The organism is Pseudomonas sp. NPDC087626 (assembly GCF_044743405.1).
Taxonomy (GTDB): domain Bacteria; phylum Pseudomonadota; class Gammaproteobacteria; order Pseudomonadales; family Pseudomonadaceae; genus Aquipseudomonas.
The window spans coordinates 1-21,500 of sequence record NZ_JBIUWJ010000005.1 but is presented as its reverse complement, the minus strand read 5'-3'; the positions used below and the strand labels follow the sequence as shown (position 1 = coordinate 21,500).

Genomic DNA, 21,500 nt, shown 5'->3' with positions numbered 1-21,500 from the left:
GCCTCTAAGCTGCAACATCACCGTTGTGCACACCTCGATCGTGCAGACGCGGCTGGTCGGCAAGGACCTGGCCAGCAAGCGGGATGCGATCAAGCTGGCAGCGGCGACTGCCGACCCGAGTGTTGGTCTGGGGGTTGTTTGTGGTGATCAGCGCGGCGAACAGTTGGCTGATCGTGCAACTGCTGCGATAAACCCGCTGCGCCTTACTGGTCCCAGTAGGGCACCGTGCCAAAACGCTCGACGAAAAAATCGATCACCGCGCGCACTTTCACCGACAAGCGTCGACTGCCAGGCCAGAGAATGGCGATCTGCTGGGGTTCGAGGCTGTTGGATGCCTGGAAGTCACCGAGCACCTGCACCAGCTTGCCCCGGCCCAGGGCCTCGCCGATCAGCCAGGAAGGAAACATCACCAGGCCCATACCCTGTTCGGCAGCCTGGGTCAGGGTGTCGGCGTGGTTGCCGGTAAGTGGACCCCTGACCGAATAGGGGGTCCAGTCGCCCTGGTCCTGGCGGAAGAACCAGCGTTGCAGACCGGAGTCACCCTTGTAGGCCAGGCATTGGTGCCGCACCAGTTCCGCGGGATGCCGAGGGGTGCCATGGCGTGCCAGGTACGCTGGGCTGGCGGCGACGTGATAGCGCTGCGGCGCGACCACACGGCCCTGCATGCTGGAGTCGTGCAGGGCGCCGATGCGAAACAGCAGGTCGCAGCCTTCCTGCAGCGGATCGACGTAGCGGTCGGTTTGCTGGATATCCAGTTGCAGCCGGGGATATCGCTGGCACAACTCGGCGATCCAGGGCGACAGGTGCAACTGGGCGAACACCACTGGCGCGTTGATACGCACCAGGCCACTGGGTTCGCTGGCCTGTTCCTGCAAGGCTTGTTCGGCTTCTTCCAGTTGCACCAGCACCACGCGGGCATGCTGGCGGAGCAGGCGCCCGGCTTCGGTCGGGGTCACAGCCCGGGTATGGCGGTAAAGCAATTGCTGGCTGAGGGCCTGCTCCATCAACTGGATCTGCCGCGAGATCGATGAAGGCGCCAGGCCTTCGCGGCGCGCGACCTCGGAAAAACTGCCGTGATCGAGAACCGCGACGAACAGCCGTAGCGCCTTGAAACTGAGTTCGTTGAGACCTTGCATGTAGCAGCCTGCTGTGCGAGTTGCGCAAAAGTGTTGTCGACAGAGTCGCATTTATCGCAAAGGTCGGGCAATTGATAATGCCCGTCATTCTTTTCACCCTTTGCAGGAGTTGTCATGTCTTCAGGTTCTATCAGTGAGGCCTCCGGGGCCGCTGTCACCCCGCGGCCTAACCCACTCACCCGCCTGTTGCTGCTACCGCTGGTGATCCTCGCGGGCATGGGCCTGTCGGTGGAGGCGGGTTTGCTGGGGCCGCTGGGCGTCCAGGTGGGGCATTTGTGGGCGACCCTGAGCATTTTCGGGGTCGGCTCGGCCATCCTGTTTCTGTTGTTGCTGTTCAGCGGTCCGCAACCGGGGCCGGCACTTTGCAGCTTGCCGCGCTGGCAGTTGATCGGCGGATTGCTCGGGCCGATGTACGTGGTGGTGCTCACCTTGGCGACCCCGGTGATCGGGATTGCCATGACGATGATTGCGATCCTCTCCGGCCAGGTTGGCAAGAGTGTGCTGATCGACCATTTCGGCTGGTTCGGGGCCGCGCGCAAACCGGTCAACCGGGAGCGCTGGTTGGCCTTGCTGCTGATCGTTGTTGCTCTTGTCCTGATTGCGCGGGGTTGAACATGAATCTGTTTGGGTTGTTGCTGGTGGTCGTCGCGGCCGGTGCGGTATTGAGTGTGCAGGCAGCGATCAACGGCCGGCTGGGCCAGGCGGTCGGTGTGTTGCGCAGTAGCCTGTTGACCTTTGTGGTGGGAGCCATCACTACCGCCTTGCTGATTCTGTTCTTCGAGCCGGCCCATGCCGTCAGCCTGCTGGAGGTGCCGAAGTGGCAGCTCAGCGGAGCGCTGTTCGGCGTGGTGTATATGCTGGTGATGGTCGGCGCCGTGCCTCGGGTCGGAACGGCGGTGGCGACGGTGGCAGTGATCGTCGGCCAGTTGGGCATGGGCATGCTGATCGATAATTTCGGCTGGCTGGGTAATCCGCCCATCGAGTTGTCCACCAATCGGCTCCTGGCCATGGTCTGCCTGGGGCTGGCGCTGGTGTTGATGTACCGCAGCAGTAGTCGGCAGGCCGCCTGAGGTTTATCGACTACCCTCTATCAGGAGCGAGGGCCGCAAGGGCATGTCGGTGGGTGCGGTCAGTGCTTGAGAGGCGACATTGGGTTCGCTTCTGGACGACCACACCCATGGAGTCAGACTGATGAAAGCAGACACCTGCGCCTGTCCCAACTGCAAGTGCAAACTGGGCGAGCATTCGATTGTCCGGCATGGCAAGCACTACTGTTGCGAGGGCTGCGCCAAGCATCATGAGCACGGCGAAGCCTGCACGACGGCGGGTTGCCAATGTGCCAAAGGGACTCACGGCTAGTGGCTACGACCTCACCGTGGGCGCCATCTCGGCGCCCGCGGCGAGGTCGTGCACGCTTCAGCTGGTGGGCCGCCACGTGACGTTTTCGATGCCGAACTTCTCCGCCGCCGGCTTGCTGGTCTTCTTCACTTTCTCTCGGCCGAAGCGGCCAATGCGCCCAACCCCAGCGTCGCAACTGGCCCAGTGCCAGGCCTCGGCGTTGTCCATCTTTTCCTGGCGGATGATGAAAGACTTGGGCACACCGTGAAGGGTGTATTCGATGACGAACAATTTTGCGTTGATCATGTGCCGCTATTCCTCCCTGTTATTTTAGAGTGATCGCCTGCGGTCGGAATAATTCACTTGGATTGCCCTGCGGCGTCGAACGAGGGACTCGAACGGTCTGGGTGACAAGGTGCTCCTGATGCCTTGAATGAACGTTGGATCAAGGGACGATGACCACTATCTCCACGAAAGTATTAATACTATTTACCGTGGCTGAAGGTTGTGCTCCGCGCAGCCTCGTCTAAGTTACTGATCAACCGGTCGTTGCCACGGTCCGACGCTTGATGTTGGTGCGTGTTGATTCAGTGAGTTGTTTAGCGCAAAGCACGTACTCATGGATGAAGTGCTGTCCTGAGAAGGAGTTGAACATGAACGCACGTCAACGCATGTATGTCGTTTGTAATCTTTCCCCGTTGTCGTTGGCCGTGCGCCTTGGGCTTGCCGGGCTGTTTTTTGGCCTTGCCAGCCCTCAGGCTACGGCAGCGTGCTCACCCACCAGTCCTTCTGCCGGGGCTACGGTCACTTGTACCGGTGTGCCGACGCTGCCACTTTTACTCAATACCTTCTCCAGTTCGGTCGATGCCCTGACCGTCAACGTGACCAGTGGCGCCGGGCTCAATGCAACCCTAGGTGGCGCCGCGTTGAGCCTGACCGGCAACAACGTCACCCTTAATAACGCCGGGACGGTCGATCCTGCATTCGCCGGTTTGATTACTCAGCTCAGTAACGGCGTAGTGGTCGGTAATGCAACCGCTTCGACAGTCAATATTAGTAACGCAGGCAGCGGTATCTTTCGAGGATCGGCTGGTGTCCTCGGCCAAGCACTTACCTCCCTCGACGGCATGGCATTGAACATCAACAACGGTGCGGGTGGCAGCACGAGTATCAGCAACAGTGGCACCATCGACTCCTCAGCGTTGCTCGGGTTGACCCTGACCGGATCCGATGCACCGGTGGTGGCGGTCTATGGTGGTTCGCAGGTTTCCATGAGCAACGCCGGTTCCATTGTCGGGCGGGTGGCATTCGAATCTTCGGTGGGCGGCAACTCCTTCATCAACACAGGTACCATCAGCGGCGGTGTCTCGATGGGGGCGAACAGCACCAACACCTTCACTGCGGTCACGGGCTCGAGCATCTCGAACGGCGGTGGAGCAGGGCTCAGCTTGGGCGCACCGGTCGGAATCAACCTGACCTATGCGCCAACCGGCCAGGTCGACGGTGGTGCTGGTGGCAACAACAATTTGATCCTGCAAAACCCGATCGGGAGCGGTGGCGGCGCCTCAGGAGTCGGCACCGCATCCAGCGTCAACTACATCAACTTCAATAATCTGCGGCTCGACAGTGGCACCTGGACGCTGGAGGGGCCGTTGGTCAGTGGCAGTTCGACGCTGAATGGCGGAGTGGCGCTGTTCAACAACAACGCAACGTTCGGTAGCGGTGCCTTGACTGTCAATGGCGGGATTTTGCAGGCCAGTAGCCCTGGCCTGAACCTGAGTAACCCGATCACCCTGGGTATCAATGGCGCCGTTCTGCAAGGCGGCAATGGTGTCACGCTGTCCGGAGTGATTGCGGGTACCGGAGCGCTGGTCAAGAGCGGTAACGGCGACCTGACACTCGATGGCATCAACACCTTCCATGGTGGGACCACCCTGAACGTGGGCAACCTGATTCTCGGTAGTGCCAATGCCTTGGGTACCGGTGTGTTGACGGTCGAGGGTACCTCGAGCCTGGACAGCACCTCGGCACTGAGCCTGTCCAATGGCCTCAACCTCAATGCCGCGTTAACGGTGGCCGGGAGTAATAACCTGACCCTGTCTGGCGTGGTTGCCGGTACTGAGACTTTGAACAAGGAGGGTCTGGCCGACCTAACCCTCAGCGGCGCCAACACCTTCACTGGGCAGTTCAATGTGCTCGGCGGCAGCCTGAGTACGCTTGGCAGTTCGGCACTTGGCAGCAACGCAGGCGTTAATCTGGCAGCTGGGAGTCGGCTCAATCTCGGCAGCTCGGCGAGCGTCGCCAGCCTGACTGGCAGTGGCTACGCGCTGATCAGCGCCGGCAACACCTTGAGCGTCGGTGGCGGTAATCAGAGCAGCGCCTTCGACGGTATCCTTACCGGCACTGGCGAGCTGCGCAAACTCGGCAGTGGCACCCTGACCCTGACTGGGTACAACAACTTAACCGGCGATACCCGTATCGATAGTGGCACTCTGAATTTGACCGGCTCGCTGGCCAGTGCCAACGTGGTCGTTAACAGCGGCGCTACCCTGACGGGCTTTGGCACCGTCGGTGGTATTGCCGGCAGCGTGCATGTGCTCGATGGCGGCCACCTGGCCGTGGGCAGCGGCTTGGGCTTACTGACGGGCTCTGTGGTATTGGGTGCCAACTCGAACCTGGACGTGAGCCTAGGTACTCCGGAGGCCGGCGGCGGCAATGCGTTGCTGAATGTCAACGGCAACCTGACGCTCGATGGCACCCTCAACGTCAGTGGTTTCGGCGGTTTTGGCAACGGCGTGTATCGGCTGATTAACTACTCCGGCGGCCTAACTGATCACGGCATGCTCATTGGCAGCGTACCCGGCAGCGTCACGCCAGGGGATCTGCAACTGCAAACGGCTATCGGTAATCAGGTCAATCTGTTGGTCAGCACACCGACCGTCCCCGTGCAGTTCTGGGACGGTGGGCAACTGGTAAGTAACGGCGTCATCGATGGCGGCAGCGGCACCTGGGCCAGTGGCAGCACCAATTGGACCAGTGTCGACGGCACGCTGAACCAGACTTGGGCCAACGGTCTCGCGGTGTTCCAGGGGGCGGCGGGGACGGTGACCGTCAACGGCGCGCAAAATATCGTCGGTCTGCAGTTCGTCACCGATGGCTATAGCGTGCTGAACGGCTCGGCGGGTTCGCTCAACCTCATCAACGGCACTCTGGGTAACGCCTTGGTTCGCGTCGAAGCCAACGCCACCGCGACCCTTGGTGTAGCGCTAAACGGTGCTGGCACTCTGGGTAAGTATGACTTCGGTACCCTGGTGCTCAACGCCGCCAACGGCTACACCGGCGGTACCGTTTTCAACGGTGGAAAGCTGGTGTTGGGCAACAACTTGGCCCTTGGCACTGGCATGTTGACCGCCGCCAACGGTGCCACGCTGGATAGCAACACCGCCGTCAGCCTCGATAACAATATGCTGCTCAACGGTTCACTGTATTTCGCTGGTTCCAACCCCATGACTCTCAATGGCGTGATCAGTGGCGACGGCATCCTGATCAAGACTGGCGCCGCCAGCCTGACCCTCAACGGCAGCAACAGTTACGGCGCCTCGAATCTGTCTGGCGGGACGCTGATCCTTGGCAGCAACGCTGCCATCGGCAGCGGTATTCTCTTTGTGGCAGGTGATGGCGGCACCCTTGACAGCACCTCGACGTTGCAATTGGCCAACCCCATCCACCTCGATGCGCAACTGACCTTGGCGGGCAACCAGGCTACGACCCTCAGCGGTACGATTTCCCGCGGCGCCAGCCTGGTAAAAAATGGCAACGCCAGCCTGGTGCTCAGCGGTACCAACACTTACCAAGGCGGCACCACACTGAACGGTGGTAGCACTTCTGGCGACACCCGCAGCCTGCAAGGGGCAATACTCAACAACGCGGCGCTGACCTTCGAGCAGACCAGCAACGGCACCTATAGCGGTCAACTCACCGGCGTTGGCACCTTGAGCAAGACCGGTACCGGTCAGTTGCTGCTGGCGGGCAACAACACGTTCACCGGCAACACCAATGTCCAGGCCGGTGGCTTGCGGGTCGACGGTGTACTCAACAGCGCCAATGTCATCGTCGCGAATGGTGCGCAGATCGGGGGTAGTGGCCAACTGGGCGGTTCGGTGCAACTGGCCAGTGGCGCGACACTGTTCGGTGGCGATGCAGCGTCGCCGCTGTCGATCGGTACCCTGGCATTATCGTCGGGGACCAATCTGGACTTCAGCCTGGGCGCGGCCACCAGCTCCACCACCGTAGTCGACATCAACGCAGACCTGATCCTCGACGGCACGCTCAACGTTACCGACGCTGGCGGCTTCGGCGCCGGGGTCTATCAACTGTTTCGCTATGGTGGCAGCCTGGCAGACAACGGTTTGACCTTCGGCAGCCTGCCGGTATCAGCCGCGGACCTGATCCTGCAAACTTCGTTGGCCCATCAGGTCAACCTGCTGGTGCAGGGGGCATCCGCTCAGGTGCAGTTCTGGAATGGTGGCAAGACCAATGCTGACGGCACTATCAGCGGCGGTAGCGGTGTTTGGGGGACGGGCACCAATTGGACTGACCCCAGCGGTACTCAAAGCCAAGGATCGAGCAACAAGTTCGCGGTGTTTGGCGGGCAGGGCGGCACGGTCACTGTGGTCGGCAATCAGGGCTTCACCGGCTTGCAATTCCTCGACCCGGGCTACGTGCTGGTCGCTGGAGCTGGGGGTAGCTTGAGCCCGATCCATGTCAGCAACGGAACGTTGCCAGTGGTGCGGGTCAATGCCGGGGTCACGACCGTAATCGACGCACCCTTGATTGGCAGCGGCGGCATTGAAAAACGCGATGCCGGTACCTTGTTGCTGACTGGTGCCAACACCTACCGTGGTGGTACCACCGTAGGTGGCGGTACCCTGGCCGGCAACACCACCAGCTTGCAGGGCAACATCCTCAACAATGCTCAGCTGGCTTTCATGCAAACCAGCAATGGCCGGTTCAATGGCGTGCTGACCGGTATCGGCAACTTGATCAAACAGGGCACCGGTACGGTGTTGCTCACCGGCAATCATCCGTTCAGCGGCACCACGTCGGTACAGCAGGGGCAGTTGCAAGTTGGTGATCGCAGCAGTCCGACCACATTCGCCGGGCCGGTCACCGTGGCCAATGGCGCGGGCCTGAGCGGTAACGGCAGCGTCGGTACACTGGTCAACCACGGATTGGTGCAGTCTGGTGGTAGCGCCGGGACCTTGAGCGTCGCGGGCAACTTCAGCAACACCGCCGATGGTGCGCTGAACCTGAGTGTGATGGTACCCACCAACACGCCTTTGGTGGTTGACGGCACGGCGACCCTCGGCGGTGGTTTGCAAGTCAGCGAACTTGCGCCCTACACCGGTGATACCACCTACTCGCTGATAACCGCCGGGGGTGGCGTCAATGGTACCTTCAGCAGCAGCCATCTGCCGGCCCTGGCGTTCATTGACACCGCACTGTTGTATGGCGCCAATCAGGTGAGCCTGGCGCTGAAACGCAACCAGACGTCCTTTGCCGATGTCGCGGTGACCGCCAACCAGCGTAGCGTGGCCGCTGCTCTGGATGCCTACGTCGGGGATGACAACGATGCAGGGAATGCCTTGCACAACCAGATCCTCAATCTGGATCGCGCATCCGCCAGCTCGGCCTTCGACAGTCTGTCGGGGGAAATTCACGCCAGTACCGTCAGTACGTTACTTGAAGACTCGCGCTACGTGCGTGACGCGGTCAACGACCGAATGCGCCAACCGTCCTGCCTGGGCATGGACGACCCACGCAATAGCCTGGCCCCGAGCGAAAACAGCTTGAGTGGCGAAGGTTGCCAGGGGGAAATGGTTGGCTGGTTACGGGTACTCGGCAGTTGGGGTGAGATGGACGGCGACAGCAACACGGCCAGTCTGGATCGCAACGTCTCAGGCTTCATGCTGGGCACCGACCGGCAACTCGACAGTCAATGGCGCGCCGGTACTGCTGTGGGTTACACCCGCAGTGACTTGAGTGCCAGTCACCGCCGGTCCGACGCCACGGTCAACACCACGCACCTGGCGGCCTACACCAACGCTCAGTTCGACGCACTGGCGGTGCGTTTGGGGGCGGCGTACAGCTGGCACAAGATCGAAACCAAGCGCGATGTCAGTGTCGGCAGTTACAACGATCGCCTGAAAGCCGATTACGACGCGGACAGTGCCCAGGTGTTCGGTGAAGTCGGTTACACCGTCGAAACTGCTGGTATCGCCCTGGAACCTTTCGTCGGCCTGGCCTACGTCAATTACGACAGCGACACGGGCAAGGAGAAGGGCGGTGAAGCTCGCTTGAGCGCCGATGCCAGTCAGGACATCACGTTCTCCACGGTCGGCTTGCGTGCCGGCAAGCGCATTACGCTGGGCAACGGCTCGCAGATCACCCCGCGTGCCGCACTGGGCTGGCGCCATGCCCATGGTGACACTCAACCGGAGGCCGACCTGACCTTCATTGACGGTGGCATGCCGTTCACCATCCAGGGCGTTCCAATCGCCGAGGACAGCGCGTTGGTAGAAGCAGGCCTGGACTACCAGTTCAGTTCGGCTGGCAAATTGGGGATTGGTTACTCCGGCCAGTTGTCCCACGATAACAAGGATCAAGCGATGACGATCAGTTTCACCCTCGGATTCTGAGCTGCCGCCGGGGGGCTTTTTGGCTCGCCGTGTGGGAGCCGCAACGGGCCATGGCCTCGGGCGCGTTGTGCTCTGCTAGAATCGGGCCACTTGACTTGACGAGTTGCCCCCCATGAATGAACCCATTCGCCTGACCCAATACAGTCACGGCGCAGGCTGTGGCTGCAAGATTTCACCCCAGGTGCTGGAAGTGATCCTGGCCGGCAGCGGCGCCCAGAACCTCGACCCGAAACTCTGGGTGGGCAACGCTTCGCGCGATGATGCGGCGGTGTATGCAATTGATGAAGAGCGCGGCGTGGTCTCGACCACCGACTTCTTCATGCCGATTGTCGATGACCCCTACGACTTCGGCCGAATCGCCGCGACCAATGCCATCAGCGATATCTACGCCATGGGCGGCGATCCGTTGATGGCGATTGCCATTCTCGGCTGGCCGGTCAATGTACTGGCGCCGGAGATTGCCCGGGAAGTGATTCGCGGCGGCCGTGCGGTGTGTGACGAGGCGGGTATTCCATTGGCGGGCGGTCATTCGATCGATGCCCCGGAGCCGATCTTCGGCCTGGCCGTCACCGGGCTGGTGCAAAAGCGCCACATGAAGCGCAACGACACCGCCACCGCCGGTTGCCTGCTGTACCTGACCAAGCCGTTGGGGATCGGCATCCTCACCACCGCAGAGAAGAAGGGCAAGCTGCGTGACAGTGACGTGGGCCTGGCTCGCGACTGGATGTGCACCTTGAACAAGCCTGGGAGCCGCTTCGGCAAGCTCGACGGCGTGACCGCCATGACCGATGTCACCGGATTTGGCCTGCTCGGGCATCTGGTGGAAATGGCCGACGGCAGTGCCCTGACTGCTCGCATCTACTACGACCGCGTGCCGCGCCTGCCGGGTGTCGAGTACTACCTGGACCAAGGGTGTGTGCCGGGTGGCACCCTGCGCAATTTCGACAGTTATGCCAGTAAGCTCGGGCGCGTCCAGGAGCTGCACAAGCGTGTGTTGTGCGACCCGCAGACCAGTGGCGGCTTGCTGGTTGCCGTGACACCGCAGGGCAACGAGCAATTTCTGGCGGTGGCCGCCGAGTTGGGGTTGGACCTGGCGCCTATCGGTGAACTGGTCGAGCGACAGACTAACGCGGTAGAGGTGATTTGATGCCCGTCGATATCACCGATTACCGCGACATCTTTCTCAGCGAGCGGCCGATGATGGACACGCGGGCGCCGATCGAATTCACCAAGGGCACGTTTCCCGGGGTGGTCAACCTGCCGCTGATGACCGACATCGAACGCCAGCGCATTGGTACCTGTTACAAGCAACAAGGGCAGCAGGCGGCAATTGCCTTGGGTCAACAACTGGTGTCCGGTCCAGTCAAGGACGCGCGTGTTCGCGCCTGGACCGAGTTCGCCCAAGCCCATCCCAATGGCGCGCTCTACTGTTTTCGGGGCGGCTTGCGTTCGCAGATCGTCCAGCAGTGGCTCAAGGAAGAAGCTGGCATCGATTACCCACGCGTCGGTGGCGGCTACAAGGCGATGCGTACCTTTTTGCTGGAAACGGTTGAACAGGCGGTGACGCAGTGCGACTTCATCCTGCTGGGCGGTATGACGGGCACTGGCAAAACCGAAGTGCTGGTGCAATTGAACAATGGCCTGGACCTGGAGGGGCATGCCAACCACCGGGGCTCCAGCTTTGGCAAACGTGCGACGTCACAGCCCGGCAACATCGATTTCGAAAACGGCCTGGCGGTGGATGTGCTGAAAAAACGTGCCCAGGGTATGGAGCAGTTCGTGCTCGAGGATGAAAGCCGTATGGTCGGAAGCTGCGCGTTGCCGCTGCCGCTATATCAGGGCATGCAGCAATGGCCGATGGTGTGGCTCGAAGACAACATGGACAACCGGGTCGAGCGCATCCTTCAGGATTACGTGATCGACTTGCATGCCGAGTTCGTCACCGAGTACGCAGAGGCGGGATTCGCCCTGTTTTCCGAGCGTCTGTTATCGAGCCTGAACAATATTCACCGGCGCCTGGGGGGCGAACGTCATCAGCGTATGGCGACGCTGATGGACGAGGCGCTCGCGCAAATGGCGCTCACGGGCCAGGTGGATGGGTTTCGTCACTGGATCGAATTGTTGTTGAGCGAGTATTACGACCCGATGTACGCCTTTCAACGGGAGAAGAAAGGCGGGCGCATCGAGTTTGCCGGGGAGCAGGGCGCGGTGCTCGAGTATTTGCGCGAACGCAACGCGCCAAGATAGCCAGCGGTCAGCGTGACGTTACAGTAATGCCGCGCCGACCAACCCGCTGAGTATGCCAATCAACATGGTCAATACGGCCACGGTCACCAGCACCCGGGTGTCGAAGTCTTTGCGCAGCATCAGCAGCGACGGCAGGCTGATGCTGGGCAGGGTCATCAGCAACGCAACCGCTGGGCCGGTGCCCATACCCAGAGCAATCATGGTCTGCACGATGGGGATTTCCGCAGCAGTGGGAATCACGAACAAGGTGCCGACGATGGCCAGCGGTACCAGCCACCACAAGCTGTCGGCCATCGCCCCGTCAACGTGGGGAAACAGCCAGACCCGCGCGGCGCCGAGCACCAGTACTGCCAGGATATAGACCGGAATGGTGCTCCAGAACAATTGCCACAGGGTGCGAATCCAGCGGCCGAGGAAGGGTTGAGAATCCGTGGCGCTGACGTTGGCCACGGCTTGCAGCGCAGCTTGCGGCACTTGCTCCGGTCGCGAAATGCGCTGGGCCACCAGCGAAACCCCCAGCACCAACACGATGCCGGCCACTAGTCGCAGGGCGGTAAAGCCCCAACCCAGGACAAAGCCCATGAACACCAGGGTGGCCGGGTTCAGCACCGGGTTGCCGATCCAGAATGCCAGCGCCGCACCCACCGACACGTTTTGCCGGCGCATGCCAGCGGCCACCGGCGCCGCACAACAACTGCACATCATGCCGGGCAGGGCGAACAGCCCGCCGCGCAGGGTCGAGGCGAAACCGGCGCGGCCGAACAGCCGCAGCAACCAGTCCCGAGGGATCAGTACTTGCAACAGTGAACCGAGGATCACCGCCAGGACGGCGGCCTTCCAGATCGCCAGGAAGTACACCTTGGCGTACGTCAATGCGGCGGCCAGGGGCGCGGTTTGCGCGTCGTTGAGAATCGAGGCGCCAATGCTGTGGCTGTCGGCAGCGGTAAAGGCCTTGAAGTAGTACGGCGACCACTTGACGTAGTAGAGGCCAATGCAGGCCACCAACAGGAACAGGGCCGGCTTGCACCAGAACGACCAGCCCCGGTTGGGGGTGGTTAAGAAGTTGGACATACAGGGGTTCCAGGGAGACAGGTCGCGCATCATACCTCACCCTGGGCCCAGCACTGGTGCGGCCGCCCTGTCAGGTCGGGCAGCTCTCCTGGCCGTTGTCCAGGCCCTGCTTGTAATGCTGGCTCTGCAAGGTGGCCTTGCCGTTGTGCCAGGTCAGCGTCAGGACGTACATCGAGTCGAAGTCGCCGGACTCCCAGTCCTCGGTGATCGACTGTTTGCTGCCCACCGCTTCGCGCGCCACCTTGTTGATCAACTCCGGCAGGTAGCCGTGGGACCAGGCGGTGTAGATGATCGAGTTGTGGTACTTGTCGTGGAGCAGTTCGTCCGCCAGTTCACTGGTGTCGTTGGCGGAAAACTCGATGTTCACCGGCAGGCCCAGCTTGATTGCGCTCGGGCTGATGGTCATCAGGGGGCGGATGTAGCTATAGGAGTTGTCGAGCTCGCCTTCCTCGACATTGCGGGTCGGGTTGGCGGCAAACACGAAATCGGCCTTGCCGAATTTTTCTGGCAGCAGCTGCGCCAGGTCAATGGCGCGGTTCAGGCCCTGGCAATTGAGTTGTCCGAGACCACCGGCAGGTTTTTCCGCATGGCGCAAAAACACCAGGGTCTGGGTGCCGTCAACCGGCTGGGCGCGACTTTCGCTCGACTCCAGCGACAGGAGCAGGGCGCAGGTAGTCAGCAGTGCAGGGAGGAACACGAAGGCGCGTTGCTTCAGGCGTTGGGTGATCTGCAGTGGGTTTCTCATCAAGTAGTAGTTCTTCAGCACATTCAGGTTAAGGCTGACAAACCTTTCCACCGCAAGCTCCCGGCTTCGGATGGTTTTCCATGTCGTTGGGCGAGTCGTCTTGCGCGCGCGCTGCCTTCAGAGTCCGCTGAGGGCGATTGGTTCGATTGGAATCTGCGGGCGCGCACTTTATCCGGGGTAGCGGTGAGGGTGGCGGAAGGTTAGCGACATAATGTTTCCGATTTAAGATGCCGGCGTCGGCAGGCTCGCTATAAGCTAGCCCGCGTACAGGCCGGCCGTGTGCCGCCGGTTAGGCCAAAATTCAGCCGTTAAATTGTCACTGGATGTTCACTATGACCGATTTGTCAGCCTTCCCGATTACTGAAAAATGGCCTGCCCAGTTCCCCGAGTGGCTCCAACTCTACTCCTTGCCGACGCCAAACGGGGTCAAAGTCTCGATCATGCTCGAAGAGATCGGCTTGCCGTACGAGGCCCATCGCGTGAGTTTCGAGAGCAACGACCAGATGTCCCCGGCGTTCCTCTCGCTTAACCCCAACAACAAGATTCCGGCGATCCTCGACCCTCACGGCCCTGACGACAAGCCGTTGGCGCTGTTCGAGTCCGGCGCGATCCTGATCTATCTCGCCGACAAGAGCGGGCAACTGCTGGCCCAGGAATCAGCGGCACGTTACGAGACGATTCAGTGGCTGATGTTCCAGATGGGCGGTATCGGTCCGATGTTCGGCCAGTTGGGCTTTTTCAATAGATTCGCCGGCAAGGAGTACGAGGACAAACGTCCGCGGGACCGTTATGTCGCCGAGAGTAGCCGCTTGTTGAAGGTGCTCGACGAGCGCCTGCAAGGGCGCGACTGGATCATGGGCGAGCGCTACACCATCGCCGATATCGCGATCTTCCCGTGGGTCCGCAACCTGATCGGTTTTTATGAGGCCGGCGACCTGGTGGGGATCAATAACTTCCCCAATGTGCTGCGGGTACTGGAGCGCTTCCTGGCGCGTCCGGCGGTAGTGCGTGGGCTGGAAATTCCCAAGCCCTGAACCGGCACGCCACTGCCTGGCGCAGTGGCTTACCTGGGCGCTGGGCTAGCGGTTATTGACCGCGAGCTTGAGGCCAAAGCCGATCAGTGCGACGGCTGCCACTCGAGTGGCGACCGTTCGGGCCAGGGGCAGGGCCTTCAAGCGGATGGCCGCGGCGTTGCCGATCAGCACCAGGGCGCCCTGGTACAGCAGGCTAATCACGGTCACGTGGAGCATCATCGCCACCAGGGTCATACTCGACGACCCTGGGCTGATGAACAGCGGGAAGAACGCCACGAAAAACAGCATGACTTTCGGGTTGGTCAGGCTGATGACCAGGGCGTTGCGCAGATAGGTGCGTGCTGAACGATGTGGCTCCAGCCCCGCGTCATTGTGCGCCACGGGGCTGCGCAACATTTGCACGCCCATCCAGCACAGATACGCTGCACCGAACCACTGCAGGCCCTGGAACAGCAGCGGGTTGGCAGTCATCAGCGCTGCCAGGCCGGCGGCAGCCGCAATCATGTAGGCCGCGTCCCCCAGCAGGGTTCCCAGCACCGCGCCAAAACCGGCGCCGATGCCGTTGCGGGCGGTGGCATTGAGGATGGCAAATGTGCCAGGGCCGGGGATCAGTTGGAAAATCACGATCGCCGCGATAAAACTGCCGTAGTTGTGTATCTCAAACATCAGGGCTCACTCCGTATCCTTCGGGGTTTGTCACCCGGGTGGGTGTGCTAGCCAGATTAGTTGAGCGGTGAATAAATGTCAGGGGGTGACGGGGCTCGGGTTCTATTGTTACCGTTTTCGCAATAAACTCTTGCGTTACCTGCATTTGTGCCAGCAGGGGCGAGGGGCATAAGCTCGCGCTTCCAGCACTTTTTGTCTTGTCCAGGCCATTGGCCTCCTGCCAGGAAATTTCATGTCCAGCCAGTTCCCCGAAGCCCGTCCACGCCGTTTGCGGCGCACCCCGCAACTGCGCAAACTGTTCCAGGAAACCGAGTTCAGCCTCAACGACCTGGTGCTGCCGATCTTCGTCGAGGAAGAAATCGACGATTTCGTACCGATCACCAGCATGCCGGGAGTGCGACGGATTCCCGAGTCGAAACTGGCCGGTGAAATCGAGCGCTACGCCCGGGCCGGTATTCAGTCGGTGATGACCTTTGGCGTGTCGCACCACCTGGATGGCAACGGCAGTGACACCTGGCGGGAAAACGGCCTGGTGTCGCGCATGGCGCGGATCTGCAAGGACGCGGTGCCGGAAATGATCGTCATGTCCGACACCTGCTTCTGCGAGTACACCGACCATGGTCACTGTGGCGTGATGCATGGCGCCGAGGTCGACAATGACCTGACCCTGTTCAACCTTGGCCAGCAAGCCGTTGCCGCCGCGCGTGCCGGGGCGGATGTGATTGCCCCCTCGGCGGCCATGGACGGGCAGGTCCAGGCGATTCGTCGCGCCCTGGACGCAGCCGGCTTCAGCCAGACGTCGATCATGGCCTATTCGACCAAGTTTGCCTCGGCCCTCTACGGCCCGTTCCGCGAGGCAGGTGGCAGTGCGCTCAAGGGCGATCGCAAGAGCTACCAGATGAACCCGATGAATCGCCGCGAAGCCGTGCGCGAATCATTGCTGGATGAGCAGGAAGGCGCCGACGCGCTGATGGTCAAACCGGCCGGTGCCTACCTGGACATCATCCGCGATATCCGCGAAGCCTCGCGGTTGCCGCTGGCGGCGTATCAGGTCAGTGGCGAGTACGCGATGATCAAGTTCGGCGCGGCCGCCGGGGCGATCGATGAAGAGCGGGTGGTGCGCGAGAGCCTGGGCGCGATCAAGCGTGCCGGTGCGGACCTGATCTTCACCTATTTCGCCATGGACCTGGCGCTTAGCGGAATCTGACCCGCAACGGGCGCGCGCTCAGCTCAGGAACGGCTTGATCCCATGGCCGTGAAAATAGCGCTCGATGAGTTTCGGGTCGGCGCCCGGGTCAGCGAGCGCCACGTAGCTGTCGGGCCGCAACAGGTAGAACCCATTGCGCGCCAGACCGGCGTTGGCATGGGCGGGTAAGTAGGCGAACACCTGCAGCGCCAGGTGATGTTCGTTGCACCAGGCGCGCATTTCCCCGCTGGTGTCGCCGTACACATGCACCTGCCAGGCGGGGAGGGCGAGGCTGGCAAAGTTGTCGCCGTCAGCGTCCTGCACCCACGGCAGGCGATCGCCACCGAACACTGTGCCGGCATGCCCCGCACTGAGCGGCATCGCCCGGTAGTTCAGGGTGATTTGCGACACGGTGCGAAACAACCACTCGCGAGCCCGCTCCAGTGCCGCCATTCTGGGTAACAGCAACGGCGCCACGCGGGTGCGCAACAGATCGGCGATGGCGCCTTCGGCTGTGACGAAGCTGAACACCCGATCGGTGGTGCTCACCAGTTTGCGGGCAAAGGCCATGCGTTCGATGGCATAGCTGTCGAGCAGGCTGTGGTTGGCGGCGCCGTTGAGTACCGCTGCCAGTTTCCAGGCCAGGTTGATCGCGTCGCCAATTCCGGTATTCATGCCCTGGCCTCCGGCCGGGCTATGTACGTGGGCGGCGTCGCCGAGCAGGAATGCACGGCCACGGCGAAACTCGTCCGCGACCCGATGATGAACCCGGTAGGTGGAAAACCAGTTGACGCGCTTGACCTCGACTTTCAGGTGGCTGATGGCCCGGCTGCTGACGTCTTCAAACCGCAGGGTCTCGGCCTGCTCGGCACGTTCATCCCGTACCGTGCCGATCAGTCGCGCACGGCCGGCGCCTGCCAGCGGGAACACGGCGAGAAAGTCTGCTTCGTCCAGGTCCACATGCAGTTCGCCATTAAAGGCCGGGCCTGCGCCGTCGACGTCGGCCACATAAAACACTTGTTGGTAGGTGCCGCCGGGAAAGCCGATGTCGAGGGTTTTGCGCACCCTGGAGCGGGCGCCGTCGCAACCGGCCAGGTAGCAGCTCTGACAGCTCTGCAACTGGCCGTCGGGCAGGCGCAGTTGTGCGGTGATGCCACCGTCATGCTCGCTGAAGCCCAGCAGTTCGGTGTCCCGTTCTACCTCGACGCCGAATTGTTCGAGGCGTTCGATCAACAGTCGTTCATGTTGATCCTGGGGGTAGATTTCCAGGAAGGCGTAGGGCGTCAGGTCCTTGCCGATGGCGGCGAATGGCAGGCGTACCGTGGGTTCGCCCTTGACCCACAGATTGACGGCCGGTACCTGGTGACCCTGTTGCACCACGGCCTGGTCAAGGTCCAGTTGCCGATACAGTTCCAGGGTTCGCGCCTGCACTGCCAGGGCGCGAGAGGTGGTGCCGGGGGCGCTGGTCTTGTCGAGCAGGCGCACACGGATCCCCAGTTTGCTCAGCCAAAGTGCCAACACCAGCCCGGTGGGGCCGGCGCCTACGATCAGTACGTCGCTGCGGTGCATGGCGTTACCCTCGGTGGAGAGTCCCGCGCAGGCGTCAGGTCTAGAAGAACGCCAACGTCAGGTTGACACTGATGCCATCGCCTTCGGGCCGGTTGACGGAGTCGAACTCGGGCACCCAGCGGGCATTGACGCTTGCCTGGGCATCGGCAAACTTGCCGCTCCAGCCCAGGTACGGGCCGAGCCCGGCCGAGTGGCCACGAAAGCCGTTCAACTGGTCGGCCGTTGGGCCGTCGTCGTCGGTCATCTGCTTGATCACGCCGCCCACCACGCCAGCCGCCCAACCGTTGCCCAGGCCGTAGGTCCAGAGACCATCCAGACGAACGATACTGCCGTTCTGGTAATCCGTGGCATCGTTTTTGGTATAGAACTCGAACGCGCCCAGCAGGCTCAACTCGCCGCCATTACCCAGCAGGTGGGTATAGGCCAGGGTTGGCATGAAGGTATAGGTGTTTTGCCCGGCGTTGGCCAGGCGATCCTTGTCGTAGGCGCCGGTCGGTACATAGATCGGCAACGATAAGGCAATGTGATCGGTGGCGCTGAAGTGGTAGCCGGCGGCGATCGGGGTGATCAGGGCATCGGCAAACTGGGTAGCGTAGTCGGTCTCGCCGACGGAGTTGCCCCTGGGGCCGGTAAACTTGGCTTCGGCGTCGGTGTACTGCAGGGGCAGGCCGACCGCCGAGGCGAAGTTCCACGGGCCTTTGCCAGTGTCCCAGATGCGCGTGATGTTGGTCATGGTGTAGGAGACTTTCATCTTCAGGCCAGCACCGACTTCGCCGCGCACCGGTGCCGCCTTCTTGCTGCTGAGTTCGCCGTCGTAATAGATACTGGTCATCGACATCACCCAGCCGGGTTCCGGGGGAATAATCCCGGCGTTGGAGTAGACGATCTGGCCAGTAATCGGCCTGCCGACGCTGCCTTCGGTGGCAAGCACCGAAGGGCTGCCGGTAAGCAGCACAACCAGCAGCGGCAAACTCGCGAACGAAACTCTTGTCATGGTGGATCTCTTGATCACGTTTTTAGAATGTACGATGGCGCGCGGCCGTCAGGGCGTGAATAAAGTCTGGAACCGAATCGGCGGCAAATCCCCACCCAATGCAAGGGGAGGCTCAGCGCTGGGCAAACGCCAGGTTCAGGCCCAGTGCGGCAAACGACGCGGCAAATCCGCGGCGCAGCCAGTTCTGGACGGTAGGTGACTCGATGACGGCTGTGCGAAAAAAGTTCGCCAGTAAGCCATAGATCACAAACACCGCAAAGGTCATCAACATGAACACTGTGCTTAAGGTGAGCATCTGCACTGTGGCCGACGGCCCGTTGGGTGTGATGAACTGCGGGAGAAACGCCAGGAAAAATATCGTCAGCTTGGGGTTGAGCAGGTTGAGCAGGCCAGCGCGCAGCATGATGGTGCCGCCACTCAGGTTGAGCGGAGCATCACTGATAGCAAAGGCCGTGCGATCGCGCCAGGTGGCGTAGGCCAGGTACAGCAGGTAGGCGACTCCGGCAAACTTCAATCCCTGGAACGCCAGCGCGCTGGTATGCAGGATCGCCGACAGGCCTAGCATCGAGGCCATCAGGTGCGGCACGATCCCGCCCGTGCAGCCCAGCGCCGCGTAGACGCTGGCTCGTTTGCCGGCGGCCAGCGCAGTGGAGAGGGTAAACACCACGCCAGTGCCGGGTATCAGCACCACGATCAGTGAGGTCAGCAGAAAATCCATTGTCAGCATGCCAGCGAACTCCAGTCGGTGATCGGGTGTCAGAGCACCCGCAAGCAATCGTTCATTGAAGTGCAACGCGGCTTGCTTTTCCATAGGAAAACACCGGAGTGTAGTGCGTGTCACTCGCCCGGTCGGTCAAAAGGACCCTTGAGCCACTCCATGCAAGCCAATCAATTGATCATCAGCCTCGCCACACTGTTGTTGCTGGCCGGGTGTGCGAGCCAGGGTAGCCGCGATGCGGCGCCCAAGCCGGAACAGGTCAAAGCTCAGATCGTGCGCTTGCTGCCCGCCAGTACGGTGGACCGGCAAGGTTGGGCCAACGACATCTATAGTGCGTTTGCCGCGCAGGAGATTCCTGCCACCTCGCAGAACCTCTGCTCGGTGCTGGCGGTGACCGAACAGGAGTCGACCTTTCAGGCTGACCCGAAAGTACCGGGGCTGGGCAAGATTGCCCGGGACGAGATCGACCGCCGTGCTGCCAGGGCGCATATCCCCAGTCTCCTGGTGCGGGGGGCCTTGCAGGTCAGCTCGACCAATGGCAAGAGTTACAGCGACCGGTTGAATGCGGCGCGTAGCGAAAAAGAGCTCAGCGCGATCTTCGATGACTTCATTGGCCGGGTGCCTATGGGCAAGACCCTGTTCGGCGGGTTCAACCCGGTGCATACCGGTGGGCCGATGCAGGTCAGCATTGCGTTTGCCGAGAAACAGGCGCGCAACTATCCGTACCCGGTGGACGGCTCGATCCGTCGCGAGGTATTCACCCGGCGGGGCGGCATGTACTTCGGCATCGCCCATCTGCTTGGCTACCCGGTGAACTACAGCCAGCCGCTGTACCGCTTCGCCGATTTCAATGCCGGTTGGTACGCCAGCCGCAATGCGGCATTCCAGGCTGCGCTGAATCGCGCGACCGGCGGCTCCCTGGCCCTGGATGGAGACTTGATTCGCTACGGTTCGCTGCTGCCGGGCTCGACTGAGCTTGCAGTGCGCAGCCTGGGTAAACGCCTGGATATGCGCAACAGCACCATCCGCGATCAACTGGAGCTGGGAGACAGCCTGGCTTTCGAAGACAGCAAACTCTACAAGCGGGTATTCGCGCTGGCCGAAAAGTCGCAAGGCAAGGCGTTGCCCAGGGCGGTGCTGCCGGGGATCGAGCTACAGAGTCCGAAAATCACCCGCAAGCTCACCACCGCGTGGTTCGCCAAGCGTGTCGATGAGCGTTATCAGCGGTGTATGAAGCGCGCAGCCGCGGGCTAGTGCAGAAAGTAGACGAAAAAAAGCCCGGCAGAGTGTGCCGGGCTTTTTGTTGAGTATTGCCGACCGGCAATTCATGCACGGTTCTGGGTCAGGCGATCAGAGCCACCTTCGGCGACGCGGTTCTGTTGCAGGCGGTCAGAGCCACCTTCGGCGACGCGGTTCTGTTGCAGGCGGTCGGAGCCACCTTCGGCGACGCGGTTTTGCTGCAGGCGGTCAGAGCCACCTTCGGCGACGCGGTTTTGTTGCAAGCGGTCGGAGCCACCTTCGGCGATCACGGCTGGTTGCTGCATGGCGGTGACGGGTTGTGCGAGGTCGGCGGCGAATGCATTGGCGGCCAGTAAGGAGAGAGCAAGGCTGAGGATGAGGTGGCGTTTCATGAGAGTGTGCTCCGGGGTGTCTTGGTGGGTATGGAGCCAATGTTACGCGTCAGGATTTTTAAGAGAATTTCATTGGGTCGATGGTGAACATCGATGGCGGTGATGGCGCGGGGCCGCAGGACCTGAGGCAGTGATGGAGGAGGGGTTGTTCAAGGGGGGGGCATTGCTCTTCTATATAGAGAGCTGGGATTAAGGGCTGTTTTGGGGTTATTGATAGAAAAACCAAATTAGCAGTTGACGGCAGATTCTATATGTCTATAATTCGCCCCACTTCCGGCGCAGTCGAAACGGAAAACTCCTTGGTAAACAATGAGTTACGAAGTTTTCGGCAGCAGGTTGCTTCAGTTCATCGAAGCACGAAAGGAGTTGAAAAAGAGGTGTTGACAGCAGCGTGTAACGCTGTAGAATTCGCCTCCCGCTACCGAGTGATCGGAAGCGCAAGTGGTTGAAGTTGTTGAGGAAATCTT

At 61.3% G+C, this 21,500-nt stretch carries 17 protein-coding genes and 1 pseudogene; 9 read left to right on the top strand and 9 right to left on the bottom strand.

Annotated elements, in window-relative coordinates; translation table 11 throughout:
• Positions 1-203: 203 nt before the first annotated feature.
• A complete protein-coding gene (locus tag ACIOVD_RS05830) occupies positions 204-1,136 on the bottom strand; it encodes a LysR family transcriptional regulator (RefSeq protein WP_401126599.1) in 933 nt (310 codons plus the stop codon).
• 114 nt (positions 1,137-1,250) lie between these two features.
• Between ACIOVD_RS05830 and ACIOVD_RS05825 the strand changes: the two genes are divergently transcribed.
• The 3 genes from ACIOVD_RS05825 (at position 1,251) to ACIOVD_RS05815 (ending at position 2,495) form a co-directional block, all read left to right on the top strand.
• Positions 1,251-1,748 carry a DMT family transporter gene (locus ACIOVD_RS05825; RefSeq protein WP_401126597.1) on the top strand — a complete coding sequence of 166 codons (498 nt, stop codon included), beginning with the start codon at positions 1,251-1,253 and terminating at the stop codon, positions 1,746-1,748.
• A gap of 2 nt (positions 1,749-1,750) precedes the next feature.
• Positions 1,751-2,206 (top strand): DMT family transporter, encoded by a 456-nt coding sequence (locus ACIOVD_RS05820; RefSeq protein WP_159994651.1) that lies wholly within the window; start codon positions 1,751-1,753, stop codon positions 2,204-2,206.
• A 121-nt stretch (positions 2,207-2,327) separates the two neighbouring features.
• Positions 2,328-2,495: a metallothionein gene (locus ACIOVD_RS05815; RefSeq protein ID WP_095167873.1), complete on the top strand. Its 168-nt coding sequence runs from the start codon at positions 2,328-2,330 to the stop codon at positions 2,493-2,495.
• A 57-nt stretch (positions 2,496-2,552) separates the two neighbouring features.
• Here the strand turns inward: ACIOVD_RS05815 and ACIOVD_RS05810 are convergent, their stop codons facing one another.
• Complete coding sequence (locus tag ACIOVD_RS05810) at positions 2,553-2,780, bottom strand: DUF6555 family protein (protein WP_095167875.1); 228 nt, start codon at positions 2,778-2,780, stop codon at positions 2,553-2,555.
• Positions 2,781-3,883: 1,103 nt separating this feature from the next.
• Between ACIOVD_RS05810 and ACIOVD_RS05805 the strand changes: the two are divergent.
• From ACIOVD_RS05805 to mnmH, 3 genes and pseudogenes are all read left to right on the top strand, one after another.
• A pseudogene (locus ACIOVD_RS05805) lies at positions 3,884-9,172 on the top strand (autotransporter domain-containing protein); the annotation flags it as partial.
• A gap of 112 nt (positions 9,173-9,284) precedes the next feature.
• Positions 9,285-10,319, top strand: coding sequence for a selenide, water dikinase SelD (selD, locus tag ACIOVD_RS05800; RefSeq protein WP_095167879.1), 1,035 nt, complete (start codon positions 9,285-9,287; stop codon positions 10,317-10,319).
• On the top strand, positions 10,319-11,419 hold the full coding sequence (gene mnmH / locus ACIOVD_RS05795; RefSeq protein WP_401126592.1) for a tRNA 2-selenouridine(34) synthase MnmH: 1,101 nt from the start codon (positions 10,319-10,321) through the stop codon (positions 11,417-11,419). The genes selD and mnmH overlap by 1 nt, the downstream gene beginning before the upstream one ends.
• 18 nt (positions 11,420-11,437) lie before the next feature.
• On the opposite strand, the gene ACIOVD_RS05790 is transcribed toward mnmH, so the two are convergent.
• Both ACIOVD_RS05790 and ACIOVD_RS05785 read right to left on the bottom strand, forming a co-directional pair.
• Positions 11,438-12,490 (bottom strand): permease, encoded by a 1,053-nt coding sequence (locus ACIOVD_RS05790; RefSeq protein WP_401126590.1) that lies wholly within the window; start codon positions 12,488-12,490, stop codon positions 11,438-11,440.
• 70 nt (positions 12,491-12,560) lie between these two features.
• The gene (locus tag ACIOVD_RS05785; RefSeq protein ID WP_095167910.1) at positions 12,561-13,235 is read right to left on the bottom strand and encodes a histidine phosphatase family protein; all 675 of its coding nucleotides are present in this window, start codon (positions 13,233-13,235) and stop codon (positions 12,561-12,563) included.
• Positions 13,236-13,567: 332 nt separating this feature from the next.
• Here ACIOVD_RS05785 and ACIOVD_RS05780 point away from each other — a divergent pair, with 332 nt between their 5' ends.
• Complete coding sequence (locus tag ACIOVD_RS05780) at positions 13,568-14,269, top strand: glutathione binding-like protein (RefSeq protein WP_159994659.1); 702 nt, start codon at positions 13,568-13,570, stop codon at positions 14,267-14,269.
• A gap of 45 nt (positions 14,270-14,314) precedes the next feature.
• On the opposite strand, the gene ACIOVD_RS05775 is transcribed toward ACIOVD_RS05780, so the two are convergent.
• The gene (locus ACIOVD_RS05775) at positions 14,315-14,935 is read right to left on the bottom strand and encodes a LysE family translocator (RefSeq protein WP_095167887.1); all 621 of its coding nucleotides are present in this window, start codon (positions 14,933-14,935) and stop codon (positions 14,315-14,317) included.
• A gap of 232 nt (positions 14,936-15,167) precedes the next feature.
• Here ACIOVD_RS05775 and hemB point away from each other — a divergent pair, with 232 nt between their 5' ends.
• Positions 15,168-16,142, top strand: a complete 975-nt coding sequence (gene hemB, locus ACIOVD_RS05770) for a porphobilinogen synthase (protein WP_095167889.1) — start codon at positions 15,168-15,170, stop codon at positions 16,140-16,142.
• Positions 16,143-16,160: 18 nt separating this feature from the next.
• Here hemB and ACIOVD_RS05765 read toward each other — a convergent pair whose 3' ends face one another.
• The 3 genes from ACIOVD_RS05765 to ACIOVD_RS05755 form a co-directional block, all read right to left on the bottom strand.
• Positions 16,161-17,690 carry an FAD-dependent oxidoreductase gene (locus ACIOVD_RS05765; protein ID WP_401126587.1) on the bottom strand — a complete coding sequence of 510 codons (1,530 nt, stop codon included), beginning with the start codon at positions 17,688-17,690 and terminating at the stop codon, positions 16,161-16,163.
• A gap of 40 nt (positions 17,691-17,730) precedes the next feature.
• A complete protein-coding gene (locus ACIOVD_RS05760; RefSeq protein WP_401126585.1) occupies positions 17,731-18,684 on the bottom strand; it encodes a transporter in 954 nt (317 codons plus the stop codon).
• Positions 18,685-18,796: 112 nt separating this feature from the next.
• Positions 18,797-19,411, bottom strand: coding sequence for a LysE family translocator (locus tag ACIOVD_RS05755; protein WP_401126775.1), 615 nt, complete (start codon positions 19,409-19,411; stop codon positions 18,797-18,799).
• 150 nt (positions 19,412-19,561) lie between these two features.
• Here ACIOVD_RS05755 and ACIOVD_RS05750 point away from each other — a divergent pair, with 150 nt between their 5' ends.
• The gene (locus ACIOVD_RS05750; RefSeq protein ID WP_159994667.1) at positions 19,562-20,656 is read left to right on the top strand and encodes a DUF1615 domain-containing protein; all 1,095 of its coding nucleotides are present in this window, start codon (positions 19,562-19,564) and stop codon (positions 20,654-20,656) included.
• Positions 20,657-20,727: 71 nt separating this feature from the next.
• Here the strand turns inward: ACIOVD_RS05750 and ACIOVD_RS05745 are convergent, their stop codons facing one another.
• The gene (locus ACIOVD_RS05745) at positions 20,728-21,033 is read right to left on the bottom strand and encodes a hypothetical protein (protein ID WP_401126583.1); all 306 of its coding nucleotides are present in this window, start codon (positions 21,031-21,033) and stop codon (positions 20,728-20,730) included.
• Between the last annotated feature and the right edge of the window lie 467 nt (positions 21,034-21,500).

Coding starts and splice junctions, on each gene's coding strand:
- ACIOVD_RS05825 (WP_401126597.1), top strand. CDS start 1,251: ATGTCTTCAGGTTCTATCAGTGAGGCCTCCGGGGCCGCTGTCACCCCG.
- mnmH (WP_401126592.1), top strand. CDS start 10,319: ATGCCCGTCGATATCACCGATTACCGCGACATCTTTCTCAGCGAGCGG.
- ACIOVD_RS05775 (WP_095167887.1), bottom strand. CDS start 14,935: ATGTTTGAGATACACAACTACGGCAGTTTTATCGCGGCGATCGTGATT.
- ACIOVD_RS05790 (WP_401126590.1), bottom strand. CDS start 12,490: ATGTCCAACTTCTTAACCACCCCCAACCGGGGCTGGTCGTTCTGGTGC.
- ACIOVD_RS05760 (WP_401126585.1), bottom strand. CDS start 18,684: ATGACAAGAGTTTCGTTCGCGAGTTTGCCGCTGCTGGTTGTGCTGCTT.
- selD (WP_095167879.1), top strand. CDS start 9,285: ATGAATGAACCCATTCGCCTGACCCAATACAGTCACGGCGCAGGCTGT.
- ACIOVD_RS05780 (WP_159994659.1), top strand. CDS start 13,568: ATGACCGATTTGTCAGCCTTCCCGATTACTGAAAAATGGCCTGCCCAG.
- ACIOVD_RS05815 (WP_095167873.1), top strand. CDS start 2,328: ATGAAAGCAGACACCTGCGCCTGTCCCAACTGCAAGTGCAAACTGGGC.
- ACIOVD_RS05810 (WP_095167875.1), bottom strand. CDS start 2,780: ATGATCAACGCAAAATTGTTCGTCATCGAATACACCCTTCACGGTGTG.
- ACIOVD_RS05830 (WP_401126599.1), bottom strand. CDS start 1,136: ATGCAAGGTCTCAACGAACTCAGTTTCAAGGCGCTACGGCTGTTCGTC.
- ACIOVD_RS05820 (WP_159994651.1), top strand. CDS start 1,751: ATGAATCTGTTTGGGTTGTTGCTGGTGGTCGTCGCGGCCGGTGCGGTA.
- ACIOVD_RS05745 (WP_401126583.1), bottom strand. CDS start 21,033: ATGAAACGCCACCTCATCCTCAGCCTTGCTCTCTCCTTACTGGCCGCC.
- ACIOVD_RS05750 (WP_159994667.1), top strand. CDS start 19,562: ATGCAAGCCAATCAATTGATCATCAGCCTCGCCACACTGTTGTTGCTG.
- ACIOVD_RS05785 (WP_095167910.1), bottom strand. CDS start 13,235: ATGAGAAACCCACTGCAGATCACCCAACGCCTGAAGCAACGCGCCTTC.
- ACIOVD_RS05765 (WP_401126587.1), bottom strand. CDS start 17,690: ATGCACCGCAGCGACGTACTGATCGTAGGCGCCGGCCCCACCGGGCTG.
- ACIOVD_RS05755 (WP_401126775.1), bottom strand. CDS start 19,411: ATGCTGACAATGGATTTTCTGCTGACCTCACTGATCGTGGTGCTGATA.
- hemB (WP_095167889.1), top strand. CDS start 15,168: ATGTCCAGCCAGTTCCCCGAAGCCCGTCCACGCCGTTTGCGGCGCACC.